19 protein-coding genes, 1 pseudogene and 1 riboswitch are annotated in these 19,480 nt (G+C 60.8%); of the genes and pseudogenes, 13 read left to right on the top strand and 7 right to left on the bottom strand.

What is annotated here, in order from left to right; all coding sequences use genetic code 11:
• Positions 1–67: 67 nt before the first annotated feature.
• The gene (locus tag FHT70_RS23140) at positions 68–1,003 is read right to left on the bottom strand and encodes a tyrosine recombinase XerC (RefSeq protein WP_097598157.1); all 936 of its coding nucleotides are present in this window, start codon (positions 1,001–1,003) and stop codon (positions 68–70) included.
• 139 nt (positions 1,004–1,142) lie between these two features.
• On the opposite strand from FHT70_RS23140, the gene FHT70_RS23135 reads away from it, so the two are divergent.
• Positions 1,143–2,093 (top strand): GNAT family N-acetyltransferase, encoded by a 951-nt coding sequence (locus tag FHT70_RS23135; protein ID WP_097598156.1) that lies wholly within the window; start codon positions 1,143–1,145, stop codon positions 2,091–2,093.
• 4 nt (positions 2,094–2,097) lie between these two features.
• Positions 2,098–2,538 carry a GNAT family N-acetyltransferase gene (locus tag FHT70_RS23130; protein WP_183705105.1) on the top strand — a complete coding sequence of 147 codons (441 nt, stop codon included), beginning with the start codon at positions 2,098–2,100 and terminating at the stop codon, positions 2,536–2,538.
• 17 nt (positions 2,539–2,555) lie between these two features.
• Here FHT70_RS23130 and FHT70_RS23125 read toward each other — a convergent pair whose 3' ends face one another.
• Positions 2,556–3,488: a dihydrodipicolinate synthase family protein gene (locus FHT70_RS23125; protein ID WP_183705103.1), complete on the bottom strand. Its 933-nt coding sequence runs from the start codon at positions 3,486–3,488 to the stop codon at positions 2,556–2,558.
• Between the two features lie 186 nt (positions 3,489–3,674).
• On the opposite strand from FHT70_RS23125, the gene FHT70_RS23120 reads away from it, so the two are divergent.
• From FHT70_RS23120 to FHT70_RS23085, 8 genes are all read left to right on the top strand, one after another.
• Positions 3,675–5,891, top strand: coding sequence for a primosomal protein N' (locus tag FHT70_RS23120; RefSeq protein WP_097598154.1), 2,217 nt, complete (start codon positions 3,675–3,677; stop codon positions 5,889–5,891).
• A 78-nt stretch (positions 5,892–5,969) separates the two neighbouring features.
• Positions 5,970–6,359, top strand: a complete 390-nt coding sequence (locus tag FHT70_RS23115) for a DUF4345 domain-containing protein (RefSeq protein WP_097598153.1) — start codon at positions 5,970–5,972, stop codon at positions 6,357–6,359.
• Between the two features lie 255 nt (positions 6,360–6,614).
• Entirely contained in the window at positions 6,615–7,181 is a 567-nt protein-coding gene (locus FHT70_RS23110; RefSeq protein WP_085779690.1) for a F0F1 ATP synthase subunit delta, read from the top strand.
• The gene (gene atpA / locus FHT70_RS23105; RefSeq protein ID WP_008527976.1) at positions 7,181–8,710 is read left to right on the top strand and encodes a F0F1 ATP synthase subunit alpha; all 1,530 of its coding nucleotides are present in this window, start codon (positions 7,181–7,183) and stop codon (positions 8,708–8,710) included. The genes FHT70_RS23110 and atpA overlap by 1 nt, the downstream gene beginning before the upstream one ends.
• A 26-nt stretch (positions 8,711–8,736) precedes the next feature.
• On the top strand, positions 8,737–9,621 hold the full coding sequence (locus tag FHT70_RS23100) for a F0F1 ATP synthase subunit gamma (protein WP_097598151.1): 885 nt from the start codon (positions 8,737–8,739) through the stop codon (positions 9,619–9,621).
• Positions 9,622–9,642: 21 nt separating this feature from the next.
• A complete protein-coding gene (gene atpD / locus FHT70_RS23095) occupies positions 9,643–11,070 on the top strand; it encodes a F0F1 ATP synthase subunit beta (RefSeq protein WP_183705101.1) in 1,428 nt (475 codons plus the stop codon).
• A complete protein-coding gene (locus tag FHT70_RS23090) occupies positions 11,070–11,309 on the top strand; it encodes a hypothetical protein (RefSeq protein WP_097598149.1) in 240 nt (79 codons plus the stop codon). Before atpD ends, FHT70_RS23090 begins: the two co-directional genes overlap by 1 nt.
• Positions 11,309–11,716: a F0F1 ATP synthase subunit epsilon gene (locus FHT70_RS23085; protein ID WP_085779686.1), complete on the top strand. Its 408-nt coding sequence runs from the start codon at positions 11,309–11,311 to the stop codon at positions 11,714–11,716. Before FHT70_RS23090 ends, FHT70_RS23085 begins: the two co-directional genes overlap by 1 nt.
• A gap of 402 nt (positions 11,717–12,118) precedes the next feature.
• Here FHT70_RS23085 and FHT70_RS23080 read toward each other — a convergent pair whose 3' ends face one another.
• The 5 genes and pseudogenes from FHT70_RS23080 to FHT70_RS23060 all read right to left on the bottom strand — a co-directional run bounded on the left by FHT70_RS23080 (position 12,119) and on the right by FHT70_RS23060 (position 17,023).
• Positions 12,119–12,856: a sugar transferase gene (locus FHT70_RS23080; RefSeq protein WP_085779685.1), complete on the bottom strand. Its 738-nt coding sequence runs from the start codon at positions 12,854–12,856 to the stop codon at positions 12,119–12,121.
• A gap of 167 nt (positions 12,857–13,023) precedes the next feature.
• Positions 13,024–14,243, bottom strand: a pseudogene (locus FHT70_RS23075) (acyltransferase).
• Positions 14,244–14,332: 89 nt separating this feature from the next.
• Complete coding sequence (locus FHT70_RS23070) at positions 14,333–15,343, bottom strand: ABC transporter substrate-binding protein (RefSeq protein ID WP_183705100.1); 1,011 nt, start codon at positions 15,341–15,343, stop codon at positions 14,333–14,335.
• Between the two features lie 64 nt (positions 15,344–15,407).
• Complete coding sequence (locus tag FHT70_RS23065; RefSeq protein ID WP_097598146.1) at positions 15,408–16,220, bottom strand: ABC transporter ATP-binding protein; 813 nt, start codon at positions 16,218–16,220, stop codon at positions 15,408–15,410.
• A complete protein-coding gene (locus FHT70_RS23060; protein ID WP_097598145.1) occupies positions 16,217–17,023 on the bottom strand; it encodes an ABC transporter permease in 807 nt (268 codons plus the stop codon). Before FHT70_RS23060 ends, FHT70_RS23065 begins: the two co-directional genes overlap by 4 nt.
• Before the next feature lie 148 nt (positions 17,024–17,171).
• A riboswitch (TPP riboswitch) is annotated at positions 17,172–17,285 on the bottom strand.
• Between the two features lie 331 nt (positions 17,286–17,616).
• Here FHT70_RS23060 and soxR point away from each other — a divergent pair.
• The 3 genes from soxR to FHT70_RS23045 all read left to right on the top strand — a co-directional run bounded on the left by soxR (position 17,617) and on the right by FHT70_RS23045 (position 19,427).
• The gene (gene soxR / locus FHT70_RS23055; RefSeq protein ID WP_085779681.1) at positions 17,617–18,087 is read left to right on the top strand and encodes a redox-sensitive transcriptional activator SoxR; all 471 of its coding nucleotides are present in this window, start codon (positions 17,617–17,619) and stop codon (positions 18,085–18,087) included.
• Positions 18,088–18,211: 124 nt separating this feature from the next.
• Positions 18,212–18,982, top strand: coding sequence for an SDR family oxidoreductase (locus tag FHT70_RS23050; RefSeq protein ID WP_183705180.1), 771 nt, complete (start codon positions 18,212–18,214; stop codon positions 18,980–18,982).
• Between the two features lie 103 nt (positions 18,983–19,085).
• Positions 19,086–19,427, top strand: coding sequence for a metalloregulator ArsR/SmtB family transcription factor (locus FHT70_RS23045; RefSeq protein ID WP_085779680.1), 342 nt, complete (start codon positions 19,086–19,088; stop codon positions 19,425–19,427).
• The last annotated feature ends 53 nt before the right edge of the window (positions 19,428–19,480 follow it).

Here is a 19,480-nt window from a genome sequence, read left to right as displayed (position 1 = left end):
TGGGCGCTGAGCGTGTCGAATGTGGGGTGCCGTCGTCACAAGCGCTACGCATTTTGGACGACATCCATCAAGCGCGCGGATGGGCTCGATCATACGCCTCAAGCAGCCGCGATGCATCGACGCCGGTATAGACCTGTGTTGTCGAAAGGCTGGCATGGCCGAGCAGTTCCTGGATGGTGCGCAGATCGCCGCCGCCGGCAAGCAGATGGGTGGCGAAGGAGTGGCGGAGCGCATGCGGCGTCGCCGTCTCCGGCAGGCCGAAGGCGCCCCGTAGCTTCTGCATGGCCCGCTGGATGATCGCCGCCTGCAGCTTGCCGCCGCGGGCGCCGCGAAACAGCGGCCCACCGCTGTCGAGATCATATGGGCAGAGTGCGCGATATTTTTCGACCGCGTCGAAAACCACGGGCAGAAGCGGCACCAGCCGTGTCTTGTTGCCTTTGCCGGTGATGCGCAGCGTCGTCGCGCCCTTTTGCAGGTCGGCGGGAACGAGATTCAGTGCCTCGGAGATGCGTAGGCCGCAGCCGTAGAGCAGCGTCATGACAGCCGCATCGCGCGCGGCAATCCAGGGTTCGTCATGCAATTGGGCTTCATCGCTGACGATGGTGATCGCCTGCGTGTCCGACAGCGGTTTGGGCAGCGACTTCGGCTGCTTCGGCGAACGGATCGCGCCGGCGCCGGCGGCATTGACCAGGCCCTTCTTTTCGAGGTGACGCAACAGCGAGCGAAGGCCGGCGAGATTGCGGCCGAGCGAACGGGCGCCGGAGCCTTGCCTGCGCCGAGCGGCAAGGAAGGCGCGGAAATCGGCGGGGCGCAATTCCCTGATATCCGCGAGGGTCGCCGGGCCGGCGAGATGGCCGGTCAGGAAGGTCAGAAACTGGCGGGTGTCGCGCTCATAGGCATCGAGCGTATGCTCGGAAAGACGGCGTTCACGAGCGAGGTTTTCGAGCCACGCAGCGCGTTCCGCCATCAGGCGCGGGTCGGCGATTACAAGCAGTTCATTCACGTTGCTGGCCTTGAATTTGCCTTCAAGTCCGCCAATTTGAAGCAGGAACGGTTATCGAATTGCTAATGCCGGCCAAGCCATTGTCATCCTTCGATCATATTGTACTGCGATAGCTTACAGCCCATAGACAGGATCTTTCATGGCACGGCGCGATTCCATGACGGCTTTCGGACAACTCGCGGAAGCGATCGCTCTCGTTTCACAGGGAAAGCCCGGTCACATCGTCGATACGCTGATTGCCGAACGCGGCCAGAGGATCGTGAAACATCCGCTCTGGCCGGTCATGCGACCGTTCCTCTACACGCTTCTGCGCTATAACAAGGCGATCGAATTCGCCAATGCGGTTGCCAAGATGCCGGGGTTCCAGTCGTTCGAATATTTGAGCGACGTGCTGAAGCTCGACATCGGCGTCGCCAACGGCGAACGCATTCCCGACAGCGGCGGCTTCATCCTCGTCAGCAATCACCCCACCGGCATTGCCGACGGGGTCGCCGTATTCGATCTGCTGAAAACGCGCCGGCCCGATATGATGTTCTTTGCCAATCGCGACGCGATCCGCGTCAACCCGCGTTTTGCCGAGATGGTCATCCCCGTCGAATGGCGAGAGGAGCACAAGAGCAAGCTTAAGGCGCGCGAGACGCTACAATTGACGAACCACGCTGTGCGGGAAGGCAAGGCCACCGTGCTCTTTCCGTCCGGCCGCATTGCCTATTGGGCGAACGGCCAGCTCAACGAGCGCCCATGGAAAACGTCGGCCGTCGGGCTGGCGCGCAAATACAATCTGCCGATCCTTCCCGTCCACATGACGGCGCGCAATTCCGGCCTGTTCTACTGGCTGGCGAAGTGGTCGACGGAGCTTCGCGACATGACGGTTTTCCACGAACTCTTGAACAAGCGCGGCGACCGTTTCGATTTCGTGATCGGCAATCTCATTCCCGCCGAACATCTCGATGGCGATGTCAACGAGGTGACGAAGGCGCTGGAGAAACATACTGTCCACGACATGGCCCGCGATGGGGACGCGACCTTCGTGCCGGTCGCCGGGCCGGCTGCGGCGATGCCGCGCGAGATGTCGGTTCTGGCCGTCTAGAACCGTGACGATCGATATTCGCATCTTCCGTGATCGTTTGCCGGAGGCGATGGCGGGACTTGCGCACGACGCCCGGCAGGAAGGCCATCTCCATATCGGCCGGCTTATCGATGAGTGGGCAGCTGGCGACATCCGCTTGGTGGGTGACGGCGAAAGGCTGCTCGGCGCCTTTGCCGGCGAAACACTCGTTGGCGTTGGTGGCATGACCATCGAACCCGCCATGCCGGAAGCGTTGCGGATGCGGCGTTTCTACGTCCGCCCCGCGATGCGCGGTCGCGGCGTCGGGCGGATGCTTGCGCTCGCCCTTCTGGATCACGCGCGGCGCTTCTGCCGTTGTGTCACCGTGCATGCGGGAAACGACGGTGCGGCGAAATTTTGGGAGTCGCTTGAGTTTCGTCCCAGCGAGCAGGATGGCTACACCCATGTTCTCGACCTGCGCGGTTGAGGCGAGACCGCACACCATCATGCGCCGATCTCCTTGAGGCGGACCTCCTGGCGGGCCAAAAGCCGCTCGACATCGGCAATGTCGAGCGCTGAAAGTCTGGGCCCCGGCTCGCGCACAGTGGCGGACTTGATGACGCCGCGCTTGGCAAGCACGTATTTGCGGCAGGCAAGACCGATGCCCTGCTGCTGTTCATAGCGGGCGAGCGGCAGGTAGGCATCGAAGATTTCGTAGGCGCGATCAGCATTGCCGGCGCTATAGGCTTCGACGACACCGACCATCATTTCGGGATAGCAGAAGCCGGTCATGGCGCCGTCGGCGCCCCGGCCCATTTCTTCGGGCAGTAAAAGTCCTCCATTGCCGCAGAGAATGGAGATGCGCCGCATGCCGCGCGTGTCGCTGGCTGCGCGGAGTGCGGTGATTTTCGACAGGCCAGGCCAATCCTCGTGTTTGAGCATGACGCAATTCGGCACCTCCCTGACGATGCGCTCGATGACCGCGGATGCGATCGTCACATTGGTCGTGAGCGGATAGTCCTGCAGCACGAAAGGCGTATCGCCCAGGGTTTCACCAACCGACTGGTAGAAGGCGAAGGCCTGATCGTCGGTCCTGATGGTCCACGGCGGCGCAACCATGACGCCGGCGGCACCTTCGCCCATCACGGCCTTGGCGAGTTCCCTCATCGGGGCAAGTCCGGGCGCCGACACGCCGACGACCACCGGCAGGCGCCCGTCGAGGCGCTTCAGTACACGCTCGACCACGATCCGCGATTCGTCCGCAATCAGCTTCGGGGCCTCGCCGAGCTGGCCGAGCACTGTCAGGCCGGTGACGCCGGCGCCTTCGTAGAAATCGACCATGCAGTCGACGCTTTCGAGATCGAGCGCGCCGTCGTCGGCAAAGGGAGTTACGGCGATAACGTAGACGCCTTTGGCATTCTCGGTCAGTCTGGCCATTCATGCTCTCCGATTCAGCTGTCGAACAAATCTACCGGAAATCTAGGCGGCCGATTGCTTGCCCCGCAACCTTTTCGTCAAGACGCGGTCCGTCTTGGCGCGTCTTCGTTATCCACATTCTCCCCCGACGAGCCATCGCGTCTTTGCGGTTCCAATTCCAGCGATTTGCGGGCATGGTCTCGCGCGATGAGCATAGATTCGTCCGATCTCTTTGGCGCGCTTTTCGAAGCACCGCCCGCGAACCGAACGGTTCCGGTGCTGGTGCCGATGCCGGCGCCGAAACCCTATTCCTACTCGGTGCCTGAGGGCATGGCGGTCGAGCCCGGCTCGGTCGTGCAGGTGCCGCTCGGGCCGCGGCAGGTGATCGGTGTCGTCTGGGACGGCGGCGAAGATGGCGTCGATCCGAAGAAGCTTCGGCCGATCAGCCATGTCTTCGATTGCCCGCCGCTTTCCAAGGAAATGCGGGATTTCATCGATTGGGTGGCGAGCTATACGCTCTCCCCGCCCGGTCTCGTCGCGCGCATGGCGCTCAGGGCGCCGAACGCCTTCGAGCCGGAGCCTATGGTGGAGGGGCTGAAATTCGTCGGCGGCGAACCTGAGCGGATGACACCGGCGCGTGCGCGCGTGCTCGCGGCCGCCTCCGACGGTCTCTCCTGGACGCGCAGCGGTCTGGCGCATGCGGCCGGTGTTTCGACGAGCGTGGTCGATGGACTGGTCACGCTCGGCATTTTCGAAACGGTGTTCCTGCCGCCGCCGCCCGTCGTGGCGATGCCGGATCCCGACTTTGCCGCCGCGCGCCTCGAAGGGCCGCAGAAAGAGGCGGCGGCGGAAATCGTTTCCGACGTCCGCAGGGGCGAATTTTCGGTGTCGCTGATCGATGGCGTCACGGGTTCCGGCAAGACGGAAGTCTATTTCGAGGCGATCGCCGAGACCCTGAAACGTGGCAAGCAGGTGCTGATCCTGCTGCCGGAGATCGCGCTGACGGCCAGTTTCCTCGAGCGTTTTCAGGATCGCTTCGGAGCAAAGCCGGCCGAATGGCATTCCGATCTCGCCCCGCGCATGCGCGAAAAAGTCTGGCGCCAGGCGGTGACCGGCGAAGTGCGCGTCGTGGCCGGCGCCCGCTCGGCGCTCTTCCTGCCTTTCGAGAATCTCGGCCTCATCATCGTCGACGAGGAGCATGATCCCGCTTACAAGCAGGAAGATCGGGTCTTCTACAATGCCCGTGACATGGCCGTCGTGCGCGGCCGCATCGGCGATTTTCCCGTCATCCTGGTCTCTGCGACACCATCGGTCGAAAGCCAGGTCAATGGGCAGAACGGCCGCTACAGCACTGTCCACCTGCCCACGCGTTTCGGCGACGCGGCGCTGCCGGACCTGCATCTCATCGATATGCGCAGACACGCGCCGGAGCGGGGTGGCTTCCTGTCGCCGGTGCTGATCCGGGCGATCGGCAAGACGGTGGAGAGGCGGGAGCAGGCGCTGCTTTTTCTCAATCGGCGCGGCTATGCGCCGCTGACGCTCTGCCGGGTCTGCGGTCACCGCTTCCAATGCCCGCAATGTTCGAGCTGGCTAGTCGAGCATCGCTTCCGCAAGCAGTTGCAGTGCCATCAATGTGGTCATGCCGAGCGCACGCCCGAGGCATGCCCGGAATGCGGGACGCTCGACCATCTGGTCGCCTGCGGGCCAGGCGTCGAGCGCATCGCCGAAGAGGTGGAACGACATTTCCCTGAGGCGCGGACGATCGTCCTCTCCTCGGACATGATGGGCGGCGTGAAGCGGCTGCGGCTGGAGCTGGATGCGATCGCGAAGGGTGAGGCCGATATCGTCATCGGCACCCAGCTCGTCGCCAAGGGGCATAATTTTCCGCTGATGACGCTGGTCGGCATCGTCGATGCCGACCTCGGTCTTGCCAATGGCGATCCGCGCGCGGCCGAACGCACTTTCCAGCTTCTGTCGCAGGTGACGGGCCGCGCCGGGCGGACAGGCCTGAAGAGCCATGGGCTGCTGCAAACCTACCAGCCGCAGCACCCGGTCATGCAGGCAATCGTTTCCGGCGACTCCGATGCCTTTTACGAGCGCGAAATCACCGAGCGCGAACGTGCAGCATTGCCGCCGTTCGGCCGGCTCGCCTCGATCATCGTTTCGGCCGAAATGCGCCAAGACGCGGAAAATCATGCGCGCGGCATGCGCAACGCAGCACCCCAGGTCTCCGGCATCTCAGTGCTCGGCCCGGCGGAAGCGCCGCTTGCCCTGGTGCGCGGCCGCCACCGCTTCCGCCTTTTGGTCCACGGACGGCGCAACTCCGACATGCAGGGATTTCTGCGGGCGATGCTGTCGCAATCTCCGAAGGAGCGCGGGTCGGTGCAGGTGCAGCTCGACATTGATCCCCAGAGCTTTCTTTAAAATAGTACGCCGCCATTTCCTCCTTTTCGAGCGCATGCCATAAAACAGCGAATCATCCGGGCGATTAGGGGCCGATGCATGGAATTCTATTTTCCGACCGAACTCGGCGAGCAACTCGCCTTCTGCTCTGCCGCTTTCACGGCGCTGGCCGGTTTCATCATGATGTTTGCGCCGGGCCATGCTTTCCGTCTTCTCGGCTTGCAGGTGCAGGAGGGGCGGTCGGAAGGATATGGCGAGGGACGCTCGATGGGCGGCTTCTATCTCGGCTTCGGGCTCTCAGCGATCCTGCTTGCGCAGGATTGGATCTACATGGCGCTCGGCGCCTCCTTCAGCATGGCTGCCTTTGCGCGGATCATATCGATCCTGTCCGATAAGGGGAGCAATCTGGTCAACTATTTACTTCTGGTTGTGCAAGTCGTGCTTGCTGCGTTACCGCTGCTTTATGTTTTCGGCTTCATTCAAACGTGAATTTCACCGCTGGCGGGCCGCCTTCGCGGCCTGTCCGGAAGCCTTTGCGCAATTTTGCGAACAGAAATTCATGCGAAAGGCGTATTCGGACGTTACGCGTGTTGCGAGTCCGAACATCCTATGTTAGACGGACCCCGAATTTCGGAAGAAGCAAGAGGCTTCTCTTGTGATTTCTGGGGGAAATCAAAACGAATTCAAGATCATAGGTTCGGCGCCCGCCGAGAGCCGGATTTTGGATTGAAATCAGGGAAATTTGTGCCAGTGGCAGACACGTCCCAGCTTACTTCTGGTGTTGCAGAGCGCTATGCCTCGTCGCTTTTCGAGCTGGCGCTCGAAGAGGGTGCCGTCGCTACCGTAACTGCAGACCTTGACCGTTTCCAGGCGATGCTGGATGAGAGCGATGATTTGAAGCGCTTCATACTGAGCCCGGTTTTCTCTGCCGAGGACCAGCTGAAGGCCATCGTCGCCATCAGTGAAAAGGCCGGCATCTCGGGCTTCTTCGCCAACTTCCTGAAGGTCGTGGCGCGCAACCGCCGCCTCTTCGCTCTGCCCGGCATGATCAAGGCCTTCCGGCTGATCGCCGCCAATCATCGCGGCGAAATTTCTGCCGAGGTCACCTCGGCCCATGCTCTCTCAGCAGAGCAGGAAAATGAATTGAAGGCGGCGCTGAAGGGCGTCACCGGCAAAGACGTGGCAATTGCTGTCACGGTTGATCCGTCAATTCTTGGTGGTCTGATCGTCAAGGTCGGGTCCCGTCAGATTGATACGTCTCTTCGTACCAAACTCTCTACCCTTAAGCTTGCATTGAAAGAGGTCGGCTGATGGATATCCGCGCCGCGGAAATTTCCGCAATTCTCAAAGACCAGATCAAAAATTTCGGCAAAGAGGCAGAAGTCTCGGAAGTCGGCCAGGTTCTCTCCGTCGGTGACGGTATCGCTCGCGTTTACGGTCTGGACAATGTTCAGGCTGGTGAAATGGTCGAGTTTCCCGGCGGCATCCGCGGCATGGCCCTGAACCTTGAATCCGACAACGTTGGTGTCGTTATTTTCGGCTCCGACCGCGACATCAAGGAAGGCGACACCGTCAAGCGCACCGGCGCCATCGTCGACGTGCCGGTCGGTCCGGAGCTGCTCGGCCGCGTCGTCGACGCTCTCGGCAACCCGATCGACGGCAAGGGCCCGATAAACGCGACCCGCCGTGCGCGCGTTGACGTCAAGGCTCCAGGCATCATTCCGCGCAAGTCGGTTCACGAGCCGATGTCGACCGGCCTCAAGGCCATCGACGCTCTGATCCCCGTCGGCCGCGGCCAGCGCGAGCTCGTCATCGGCGACCGCCAGACCGGCAAGACCGCCATCCTGCTCGACACCTTCCTGAACCAGAAGCCAATCCACGACAACGGCCCCGACAACGACAAGCTCTACTGCGTCTACGTCGCCGTCGGCCAGAAGCGCTCCACGGTTGCCCAGTTCGTCAAGGTTCTCGAAGAGCGCGGCGCCCTGAAGTACTCGATCATCGTCGCTGCGACCGCTTCCGATCCGGCTCCGATGCAGTTCCTCGCTCCGTTCGCAGGTTGCGCAATGGGCGAATACTTCCGCGACAACGCTCAGCACGCGCTGATCGGCTATGACGACCTGTCCAAGCAGGCTGTCGCTTACCGTCAGATGTCGCTGCTGCTGCGCCGTCCGCCGGGCCGCGAAGCCTATCCGGGCGACGTTTTCTACCTGCATTCGCGCCTGCTCGAGCGCGCCGCAAAGATGAACGACGACAAGGGCGCCGGTTCGCTGACCGCTCTGCCTGTCATCGAAACGCAGGGCAACGACGTTTCGGCCTTCATTCCAACCAACGTGATCTCGATCACCGACGGTCAGATCTTCCTTGAAACCGACCTGTTCTACCAGGGTATCCGCCCGGCCGTTAACGTCGGCCTGTCGGTTTCGCGCGTCGGTTCCTCAGCCCAGATCAAGGCGATGAAGCAGGTTGCCGGTTCGATCAAGGGCGAACTCGCCCAGTATCGCGAGATGGCCGCCTTCGCCCAGTTCGGTTCGGACCTCGACGCTGCGACGCAGCGCCTCTTGAACCGCGGTGCACGCCTGACCGAACTCCTGAAGCAGCCGCAGTTCTCGCCGCTGAAGACGGAAGAGCAGGTCGCCGTGATTTTCGCAGGTGTCAATGGCTACCTCGACAAGCTGCCGGTCGCTCAGGTCGGCAAGTTCGAACAGGGCCTGCTGTCCTATCTGCGCTCGGAAGGCTCGGCCATCCTCGATGCGATCCGCACGGAAAAGGCAATCAGCGACGATACTCGGGGCAAGCTCACCGCTGCTCTCGATAGCTTCGCCAAGTCTTTCCAGTAATCGGGCCCAGTTAGGACGGATAACGGATGCCTTCACTTAAGGATCTGAAAAACCGGATCGCCTCCGTCAAGGCGACGCAGAAGATCACCAAGGCGATGAAAATGGTCGCCGCGGCGAAGCTTCGGCGTGCGCAGGAGGCGGCCGAGGCCGCCCGGCCCTATTCGCAGCGCATGGGTGCGGTTCTGGCGAACATTGCCAAGGCCGTCACCGAGGCGGATGGCGCGCCGGCGCTGATGACCGGCACCGGCAAGGACCAGGTCCATCTGCTGGTGGTTTGCACGGCCGAACGCGGTCTTTGCGGCGGTTTCAACTCGCAGATTGCCCGCTTTGCGCGCGACCATGTCCGCAGGCTGCTTGCCGAGGGCAAGACGGTGAAGATCTTCACCGTCGGCAAGAAGGGCTACGATATCCTGCGGCGTGAATATGCATCGCTGATCATCGAGCGCAAGGAACTGCGCGAAGTCAAGAAGATCGGTTTCGAGAATGCCGACCAGATCGGAAAGCGCGTCATCGAGATGTACGAGGCCGGTGAGTTCGACATCTGCACGCTGTTCTACTCCGAGTTCAAGTCGGTCATCTCACAGGTTCCGACCGCCCAGCAACTCATCCCGGCCAAGGCTCCGGAAGCCGTCGCCCAGGATGCAGAACATGCAGGCGCCGTCTATGAATACGAGCCGGATCCGGCGTCGATCCTCGACGACCTGATCCCGCGCAATATCTCCGTCCAGATCTTCCGTGCTCTCCTTGAGAACGTCGCGGGCGAGATGGGCGCCAAGATGAGCGCGATGGACAATGCGACGCGCAATGCCGGTGAGATGATCAACAAGCTGACGCTGAGCTACAACCGTCAGCGTCAGGCTCAGATCACCAAGGAATTGATTGAAATCATTTCGGGCGCGGAAGCGCTCTGAGTTAGGAAAGAGGGTAAGAATATGGCTGAGGCAGCTACCCGCTCTGTCGGCAAAGTCACCCAGGTTATCGGCGCCGTCGTCGACGTTGCTTTCGAAGGCGAACTGCCGGCGATTTTGAACGCGCTTGAAACCGACAACAACGGCGTCCGCCTGGTTCTCGAAGTCGCTCAGCATCTGGGCGAAAACGAAGTCCGCACCATCGCGATGGACTCGAGCGAAGGCCTCGTTCGCGGTCAGCAGGTCATCGATACCGGCGCTCCGATCTCGGTTCCCGTCGGCGACGAAACGCTCGGCCGTATCATGAACGTCATCGGCGAGCCGGTCGATGAAGCGGGCCCGCTGACCACCGCTCACAGGCGCGCCATCCACCAGGACGCTCCGGCTTACGTCGAGCAGTCCACGGAAGCGCAGATCCTCGTCACCGGCATCAAGGTAGTCGACCTTCTCGCTCCTTACGCAAAGGGCGGCAAGATCGGCCTGTTCGGCGGCGCCGGCGTCGGCAAGACCGTTCTCATCATGGAGCTGATCAACAACGTCGCCAAGGCGCACGGTGGTTACTCGGTCTTCGCAGGCGTGGGTGAGCGTACCCGCGAAGGCAACGACCTCTACCATGAAATGATCGAATCGGGCGTCAACAAGCATGGTGGTGGCGAAGGCTCCAAGGCTGCGCTCGTTTACGGTCAGATGAACGAACCGCCGGGCGCCCGCGCTCGCGTCGCTCTGACGGGTTTGACGGTTGCAGAACACTTCCGCGACCAGGGCCAGGACGTTCTGTTCTTCGTCGACAACATCTTCCGCTTCACGCAGGCAGGCTCGGAAGTGTCGGCTCTGCTCGGCCGTATTCCTTCGGCCGTGGGTTATCAGCCGACGCTCGCAACCGACATGGGCTCGATGCAGGAACGCATCACCACGACGACGACCGGCTCGATCACCTCGGTTCAGGCCATTTACGTTCCGGCCGACGACTTGACCGACCCGGCACCGGCAACCTCGTTCGCCCACTTGGACGCAACGACCGTTCTGTCGCGCTCGATCGCTGAAAAGGGTATCTACCCGGCCGTCGACCCGCTCGACTCCACCTCGCGCATGCTCGACCCGATGGTCGTCGGCGAAGAGCACTACGAGGTCGCTCGTAAGGTTCAGTCTACGCTGCAGCGCTACAAGGCCCTGCAGGACATCATCGCCATCCTCGGCATGGACGAACTGTCTGAAGAAGACAAGCTTGCCGTCGCCCGCGCCCGCAAGATCGAGCGCTTCCTGTCGCAGCCCTTCTTCGTCGCCGAAGTCTTCACCGGCTCGCCGGGCAAGCTGGTTGCTCTGGAAGACACGATCAAGGGCTTCAAGGGCCTCGTCAACGGTGAATACGACAACCTGCCGGAAGCTGCCTTCTACATGGTCGGTTCGATCGATGAAGCCATCGAAAAGGCCAAGAAGCTCGCTGCTGCTTGATGAGCGACGCTAAGGACGAGATATTCTGCTGCGACTCGCTAAAAGGGGTCGTAGCGGAACTCCCAGAGCCAGCCGCACCGACCATCTACCGTGCCGATAATGGCGTGATCATGATGGTCGTGGGACTGGTTCAGACCGAAGAAGGTCTCGGATATCTCGACCAGGCGATACTGCACTGCCCGTTCTGCGGGACCAAATTGCAAGATGCAAAAGCCATAGCCGAGAAGGTAAGTCACTGATGGCTGACAATTTCAACTTTGAGCTCGTTTCGCCGGAGCGTCTGCTGCTGTCGGAGATGGTGACCGAGGTCGTCATTCCCGCGACTGAGGGCGAGATGACCGTGATGGCGCACCATGCGCCGACGATGACGACGGTCAAGCCGGGTGTCGTGAGCGTGCGTTCAGCTTCTGGGAAGAAGCAGGACTATGTCGTGTTCGGCGGCTTTGCCGACATTCTGCCGACCGGCTGCACGTTGCTGGCAGAGTCCGCCGTTCCAGTCGAGGAACTCCATAAGGACGAACTGACCCGTCGCATCGAGGCAGCCCGCAAGGAACTCGAACATGCCGAGTTGCACGAGCACAAGTCGAAGCTCGAGCATTTCATCATGGAACTGACGCATCTTAGCGGCATCGTCCAGCAGGATTGACCAATCGACGGCTTCGATGAAAGGCGGCCCGCGAGGCCGCTTTTTTGTTTCTGCGAGGGAACTTGAAGCGCCTCATCAAAGATTTGAAAAAGAGCGGGCATTCAAAACCGCTTTTGTCCGGCTCATGACCGAGAGGCCACATTTGCAGCGCCGCGCGTCTTCAGGGCGCGCAAAGGTGCTACGGCCCTTGATACTCGCGTTGCTGACTTGCTTCTCGCGCTTTAGCGCTTCGTTTGGCTGATGTCCTTTTCGCAGTGTCGCACTTTTGCGCGCGCGACGCTATGGACCAACCAGGAGGGTTCGAGAGCGGTTCAGGTTTTCACCGAAGCGCAGAATCGCCCTAAGATTTCGTTTTACGCGATTCCGAACGGAAAACCGTTCCATACTTTTCCTGGAATTGCCCTAGAAGCCGGTGCCGCCGCGCAGCTCGATGACCAGCGTCTTGAACAGGATTTTCAGGTCGAGCAGCAGACTGAAATGCCTGACATAATAGATATCGCAGGCGATCCGGGCCCGGGCTTGCAGCGGCCGTGCGGTCGGCCCGCGCCAGCCGCGTGTCTGCGCGAGGCCGGTGATGCCGGGGCGCATGACGTGACGATGGTGGTAGTTCGGCACCAATTCTTCGTAGAGCCGGCCGGCTGCGCGCATGTTGATGGCATGGCAGCGCGGCCCGACCAGGGACATGTCGCCCCTGAGGACGTTCAGAAGCTGCGGCAGCTCGTCAATGTTGGTCCTGCGGAGCATAGCGCCGAAGCCGGTCACCCGGCTGTCGCCCTTGACGGTCTGCTGAATGCCGCTGGGATCGCAAGCTTCGATGTGCATCGAGCGGAACTTGAAGACGGTGATCTTCCGCCCGTTCAGGCCCCAACGGATCTGGCGGAAGAATACGGGGCCTCCATCGTCGAGTTTGATGAAAAGAGCGATTGCCAGGAAAAGCGGCGCCAGTACGAGCAGAGCGCTGGCCGAGATGACGATATCAATCAGCCGCTTTACGGCCAATCGCAGAGCCGCCCTCCCTTCGACACCGGAAAAGCTGTCCGGTTGGCGAATGTTGGAGTTCGCTACAACCAGGGTCCGGATTTTGTTCTGACGCTGAGACGAATCGAAGCGTGAACTTATCTTCGAAGTAAAAGCATACATTACTCAATGCCCAGAAGTTTAGATGCGATACTGAACAGCGGGGAGACAGATACATGCTTACGTATGGTTTGTCATCGTTATAAATAAGAAATCGGTAAGCATAAAGACGCCAAAAATGGGAGTATTTCGCGTTAACCTTAATGCCTCTAGTTGAGCGGCGTCCGAAATTATACTTCTAAAGGAGTAGCCCGATGAGGCGGCGCGATGTCAGACGATTGCCAAAATCGATTACTGGTCGTTCCAACAGATAATAACTGAGGCTTGCCACCAGAAAAACGAGCGCCGCTGTCAGTGTGCAGGATTGCATCCAACCGGTGACCACATTCTCGGAGGAGGCGCCGAACGAGCCGGGGTCCAGTCTCTGGATCAATGTCAGGATGATCTCCTGCCAGATGTAAATGCCGAAGGAGATCTTGGCGATGTAGCGGACGGGGGGGTTATCAAGCAGCCTGCCCAGACGCTGCGAATGGCTGAGTGAAACGAGCGCTGTTGCAACGGCCAGTGGGAAGACCGGAAATCCATAGGGGATGTGAAGCCAACCGTAACCTTCGGCCGAGCCGCCTGGGGATATGAGGAGGCGGTAAGCGGCAACCGCGACGGCGAGGAGTGCCGCGGCGTCGAACCAGGGAGATCGTCTTGCGGGCAACATCACTTCGATGCCGGCGGCAAGCGCGCCGAGCGCGAAGACAGCAAAGAAGCCGATCGGATTATAGTTGGGCATCCATTCCTTCGCTCCACCCTGAAGGCCATATGACCAGCCGCGCCCGATATCGTCGAGCGCAAAGAGCCTCAGGATCATCATATGAGCAAGAAGGACGACGGCAATGACGCAGAGCCAGGCGGCGCGGGCGAAGAACGGACGTTGCCGTAGCAGCGGCAGGCGAAACAGCAGGAGAAAGCCGACCGGGAGGAGCACATAGCTGGTGACCTCGAAGGGAATGGACCAGAGCGGCCCATCGGCTTCGACGGGAAAAAACGTGCGCCAATGCCACTGGCTCATGAACAACAGTCCCGAGACGTAGCGGACGACGAGTTCTGGCGTCAGCGGCACGGCAAGCAGCGTCAGGCTAAGGACGAAGCTGACGCTGGTGGCGACCCAGAAGCCCGGAGCGATGCGCGCCAACCTGCGGATGGCGTAGTGCCCAAGGCTGGGCATGGCGCCGCCGGCGTCGAGAGCGTGCCAGAAGGGGCGGGCAAGCAGAAAGCCGCTGAGCACGAAGAAGATGGCGACGCCGAAATTGCCGAAGCGGAGGACGTTTGCCGTCGCCGCCAATTCATCCGGTATTCTGCGCATATCCAGCCGGAGCGCGAGATGATGCGCGAGCACCAACAAGCAGGCCATTGCGCGCAGAAAGTCGGCTCCGGCCAGTCTGTCCTGTGCTCGCATGTCGTTCCCCGCCCTGCCCGATTCGGCTCAAACCGCCCAGGCGCAAAGCATTGCCTGGGAAGACCGCCTCGGCAAGGCCCGGGGCGAGCTCAGCCGAGGAGTTCGTTGGTGTAATAGGTGGAAAAGTCCGGCTTCTCCTTGAGCACGACGCCATTCGCATCGACGAGAATGCCGTTCTCGACCAGGAAAGCGCCAATGGCATCGGCCTTTGCCGGATCAAGCGTGCCGATCACGCCGGCCTCGGATCTCAGGAAATGGCCTTCGATCAACGCCTTCTGAGATGCTCTCACCAGATCCGTGTTCATCAGCGCACCGTTACTTCCTGATATCAGCAGGTCGCAGGCTTCGTCGGGATGATCGATGGAGTAGACATAGCCTTGACGCGTGGCCTGGATGAAGGCGCGCGCGTGTTCTCGACTGGCAGAGAGATAGGCGTCACTGGAAACGATGACTGTCGTCTGCTCGTCGGGAATGCCGTAATCGGAATAGTGGAAGCGGCTGATCTGCCGATTTTCCAGCTCAGCGGCGATGCCCTCCCAGGTGTAGATCTCCAGCGTGAAGTCAATCGAGCCATTGTCCAGCGCCTCATAGGCGGAGGTGCCGAGGGTGACGGTCTTGACGTCGCCCTTGCCGCCGTCATTGCGGATCATCGCCGAGACCAGCGCGCTTTCCCAAGTGCCGCCGAAGCCTCCATAGGTCTTGCCATCGAGATCTCTAGGGCTCTTGATGTCGTCCCGCCCGCCGTTGAAGATCAGGCGTGCGGTTTCCGTCTGGACGACGCCGTAGACCATCTTCACGTCACCGCCGCCAGCACGCTGCGTCAGGGCCTCGATCTCGCTACTGATGCCGAAATCGGCGACCCCGTTTGATACCAGCGTGCCGGCACTCGTGTCGGTAAAGGGTAGAATTTCGACATCGAGGCCGGCGGCCGTGTAGAAGCCCTTCGCCTTGGCGACGTAGATGCCGATGTGATTGGTGTTGGGCGTCCAGTCGAGCGCGATACGAACCTTTGCGGGCGCCGCTTGAGCGAAGGCGACGCGGCCGGCGAGGCTTGTCGCGATGGCGGCGAGCATCGTCTGGCGGCGGGTGAGAAGCGGCATGGTGACCTCCTCAGGTCTTTAGAGCATGACGCCGAAAAGTACGGTTTTCGAACGACATCAGACTCTAACTCTTTAAATTGGAACAGGATTCAGATTTTGGGCCGACCGGCCTAAAACCACCCTGTTCTAGCGGATGAAGCAGGGTTTGCAGGATTTCGGTCTCGATCGCCTGGGCCGCCGGCGAACCGAGATCGGCAATGCTTCTCGGGCGGGGCAGGGGAACGCGGAATTCGCGGATGACACGCGCCGGACGGGCAGACAGCACGTAGATCCGGTCGGAGAGAAAAACGGCCTCGCGAACATCGTGGGTGATCAGCAGCGCCGTCCAGCGATGTTCGGTCCACATGCCTTGCAGCCACTCCTGGATCTGCGTGCGGGTCAGCGCATCGAGCGCGCCGAAGGGCTCGTCGAGCAGCAGCATGTCCTGCTCCTGGATGACGGTGCGCAGCAGCGCAGCACGTTGGCGCATGCCGCCGGAAAGAGAGGCGGGGTAGTGATGCTCGAAGCCGGCAAGGCCGAACCGCTCGAAGAGGGGCGCGACAGCGGCGCGTGCAGCCCGGCGAGCCATGCCCTTCACTTCCAGACCGAGCGCGGCATTATCGATGATCCGGCGCCAGGGCATCAGCGCATCGCGTTGTGGCATGAAGGCAAAGGAATGCGGCGTCTGTTCCAGCGCTGCATCGTTGAAAAGCATGGCGCCGGAATCGGGTCGCAGCGCCTGTGTCAGCAGTCTCAGCACGGTCGATTTTCCGGAGCCGGATGGGCCGACGATCGAGACGAACTCGCCGTCTGCGACGGCGAGCGAAATGTCGTCTAGAACTTTCATGCCGTCGAAGGACTTCGAGATGTTGCGCAGCTCAAGCATCTGACCGGTCATCGGCGCCGCTCCTGGGATGGCTGCCAGGGCATGACGAAACGCTGGATAACCAGCGTCAGCGCGAAGAGGCAGAGCGTCAACAGAGCGCTGACGATCACGGCGGCGAGCACGAGATCGGGACGGAAATTGTTCTTGGCGTTGAGGATATAGATGCCGAGGCCGCTTGCAGCGCCGGCATATTCGGCAAAGATCGCGCCGACGACGGCATAGGTGATCGAGATTCGAAGGCCGGCGAAGAAATAGGGCAGCGACGAGGGAAGCCGCGCCAGGCGGAAAATGCGCCAGCGGCTCGCTTTCATCGAATTCAAGAGCTCGGCAATGTCGCGATCGGTCGCCTCATAGCCCTGAAGCAGGGCAACAAGCAGCGGAAAGAAGGTGACGAGCGCCACCAGCAATATCTTCGGCAAAAGGCCGAAACCGAACCAGAGGACGACGAGAGGCGCGATCGCCACCAGCGGCAAAGTCTGGCTGGCGATGAAGATCGGCAGCATTGCCCGGCGCATGAATGGCATGAAATCCATCAGGATCGAAGAGGCGAAGGCGAAGGCGAGCGACAGGGCGAAACCACCGAGTGTCGCTCCGAGCGTCGGCCAGGTGTTTGATATCAGCGCCTCTCGGTTCAGCCAGCCCTGGACAAGGATACGCGAAGGTGCCGGCAGAATGGACGGTTTGATACCGGAAAGATCGACATAGAGTTCCCATGCCGCCAGAAAAGCAAAGCCTGCGAGCAAGGCGGGCATTGCCCGGTACACGGCGAGATAGAGCGTCGCAAGGCGCGAATCCGATGGTCGTGGCGATGTCATCGGCGTTCGATTTCAGGCTTTCGCCGGGCCGTTCGCGCAAACCTGTCGAGGGCATCGGTCTCGATGCGATTTGGGGCGGTTGCCTTGAGGGCATCGATAGGGATGCCGACGGAATTGCCGGACGTCCGGTAGAGTGACACTTGCGCGCCGGAATACATTTGGACCTCGCTCCGCTGGCATTACCCAGATCAGCTTAGAAGGGTCCGGAGGCTTGCGCCTCACATCTCAGCCCCGGCGACACGGAGCTCCCCTGTTATTTCGGCGAAAACTATCATCGGGGTTTTCTTGCCGCAACCGCAAAATTGCAAACCCGTCCGCCCGGTCGGATGGGGCGCAGATAAAAAAACACCCGGACGGAGGTCCTGTCCGGGTGTTTTCCGAGGTTCCGTACCTGCCGGGAACGGAACCCGAGCGCTTGTCTTTCAGGCGGCAATATCGGCAAGGGCGATTGGTGCGGGCCGGGCAACCGCCGACGCCATCATTTCAGCTTGTATCGACCGGATGATCTCACTGAGCTCCTTCCTGCGCCTCGTGCTTTACGGCCGGGGAAGCAGCGGTTATAAAACCTCAACTAATATTGAGGTCAATAGGCCATGAATAGGATTTCTGCAACGCCGCTCGGCAGGCTTCTGACGGTCGGCGAAGTGGCGCAACGCAGTGGTCTTGCCGTCTCGGCGCTACATTTCTATGAGGCCAAGGGGCTGATCTCGAGTATCCGCACGCGCGGCAACCAGCGGCGCTACGGACGCGATGTCCTTCGCCGGCTCGGCATCATCAAGGTGGCGCAACGTGTCGGCATTCCGCTTTCGGAAATCCAGACGGCATTTGCCTCCCTGCCGCAGGGGCGCACGCCGACGATTGCCGACTGGCAGACGCTGTCGGCGCGCTGGAAGGATGAACTCGACACGCGAATCAGACGGCTGAGCCTGCTGCGAGACCGTCTGACCGGCTGCATCGGCTGCGGTTGCCTGTCGATCGAAAGCTGTCCGTTGCGCAATCCCTTCGATCAGCTCGGCGAGGAAGGGCCAGGCGCACGGCTGCTGGAGACCGAAATCGAAGTATGAACTTTCAGGGAAGAGCGCCAGCCTCTGGCGGAAAGATGACGCCTGCCTTTCTTTCGGCCGGCGCGCTCATATGTTAAGGGCGAATGGCGCAACAGGCGGCATTGTCCGCGAGGAGGACAGCTTCGTGTTCCATCCGAGACTATTCGAAAATCGCAACGTCATCGTAACCGGCGCCGGGCGGGGCATCGGTCTCGAAGTGGCCCGGCAGTTCCTGGACTGCGGCGCGAAGGTGATCGTCCATACTGGACGCAAACCGGGGCGCGATCTGCCGGATTTTCTGCTGACGGCTGAATCCGAAAGACGGGCGCTGTTGCTGCACGCCGATTTCACTGCCGCTGGCGGCGCTGCGCAATTTGCCGAAAATGCGCTTACCTTTTTCGACAAGGTGCATGTGCTCGTCAACAACGCCGGCACTATGCTCGGCCGTTTTCCAGCTGCCACACTGACTGACACGGATTATGAGGCGATCGTGCGTTTGAACCAGACGTCGGTGGTGGCGCTGACGCGTGCGTTGCTGCCGGCATTGAAGGCGGCGGAAGGCGCTGCCATCGTCAACACCGTTTCAATTTCCGCGCTGACCGGCGGCAGTCCCGGTTCTTCGATTTATTCTGCCTCGAAAGCCTTCGTTTCAACCTATTCCAAGGCGCTTGCCCGCGAGCTCGCGCCGGATGGCATCCGCGTCAATTGTGTCTCGCCCGGAACGATCGAGACGGATTTCCACGAGCGCTATTCCTCCCGCGAAAAGCTGGAGCAGACGAGAAAGTCTATTCCCTTGCAGCGGCTGGGCACAGCGGAGGATTGCGCTCCCGCCTATCTGTTTCTGGCGGCGCCCTCGCTCTCCGGATACATTACCGGCCAGGTCCTCGAGATCAATGGCGGCCAGCTTATCTGCTGATTTAGTTAGACCTTTTTTGACATTTCTTCACTTTTGGCAAATTCGTGTGTGCGAATATGCTATTGTGCTGATCTGCCTTTTTGCTTCCCTTCCGAGATGTCGAATGCCATTGCCCAAGCCCGAGCCGGGAATGTCCGGTCAGGAACTGCACAAACTCGCTGGAAACGCTCGTGAGGCGAGCGATCTGCTGAAGGCGCTGGCGCACCAGACTCGACTTCTGATTCTTTGCATACTCGCGACCGAGGAGCGGACGGTGAGTGAAATCGAAAACATCCTCGGCATTCAGCAGGCAATGGTCTCGCAGCAGCTCGCGCGTTTGAGGCTCGAAGGTCTCGTCAATACGCGCCGTCAGGGCAGGCTGGTCTATTACCGTATCGGCAATACAAACGTGCTTGCCTTCCTTGAATCGCTCTTCGATCTTTTTCCGGCTGCTGAAAACAATTAGTACCCGCCCTTGCGGAGCACGGTTGCTGCGTCGAAGATAGCTGATCCGGATGA

The organism is Rhizobium sp. BK049, from assembly GCF_014193135.1.
Taxonomy (GTDB): Bacteria; Pseudomonadota; Alphaproteobacteria; order Rhizobiales; family Rhizobiaceae; genus Rhizobium.
This window is presented reverse-complemented; position numbering and strand designations above follow the sequence as displayed.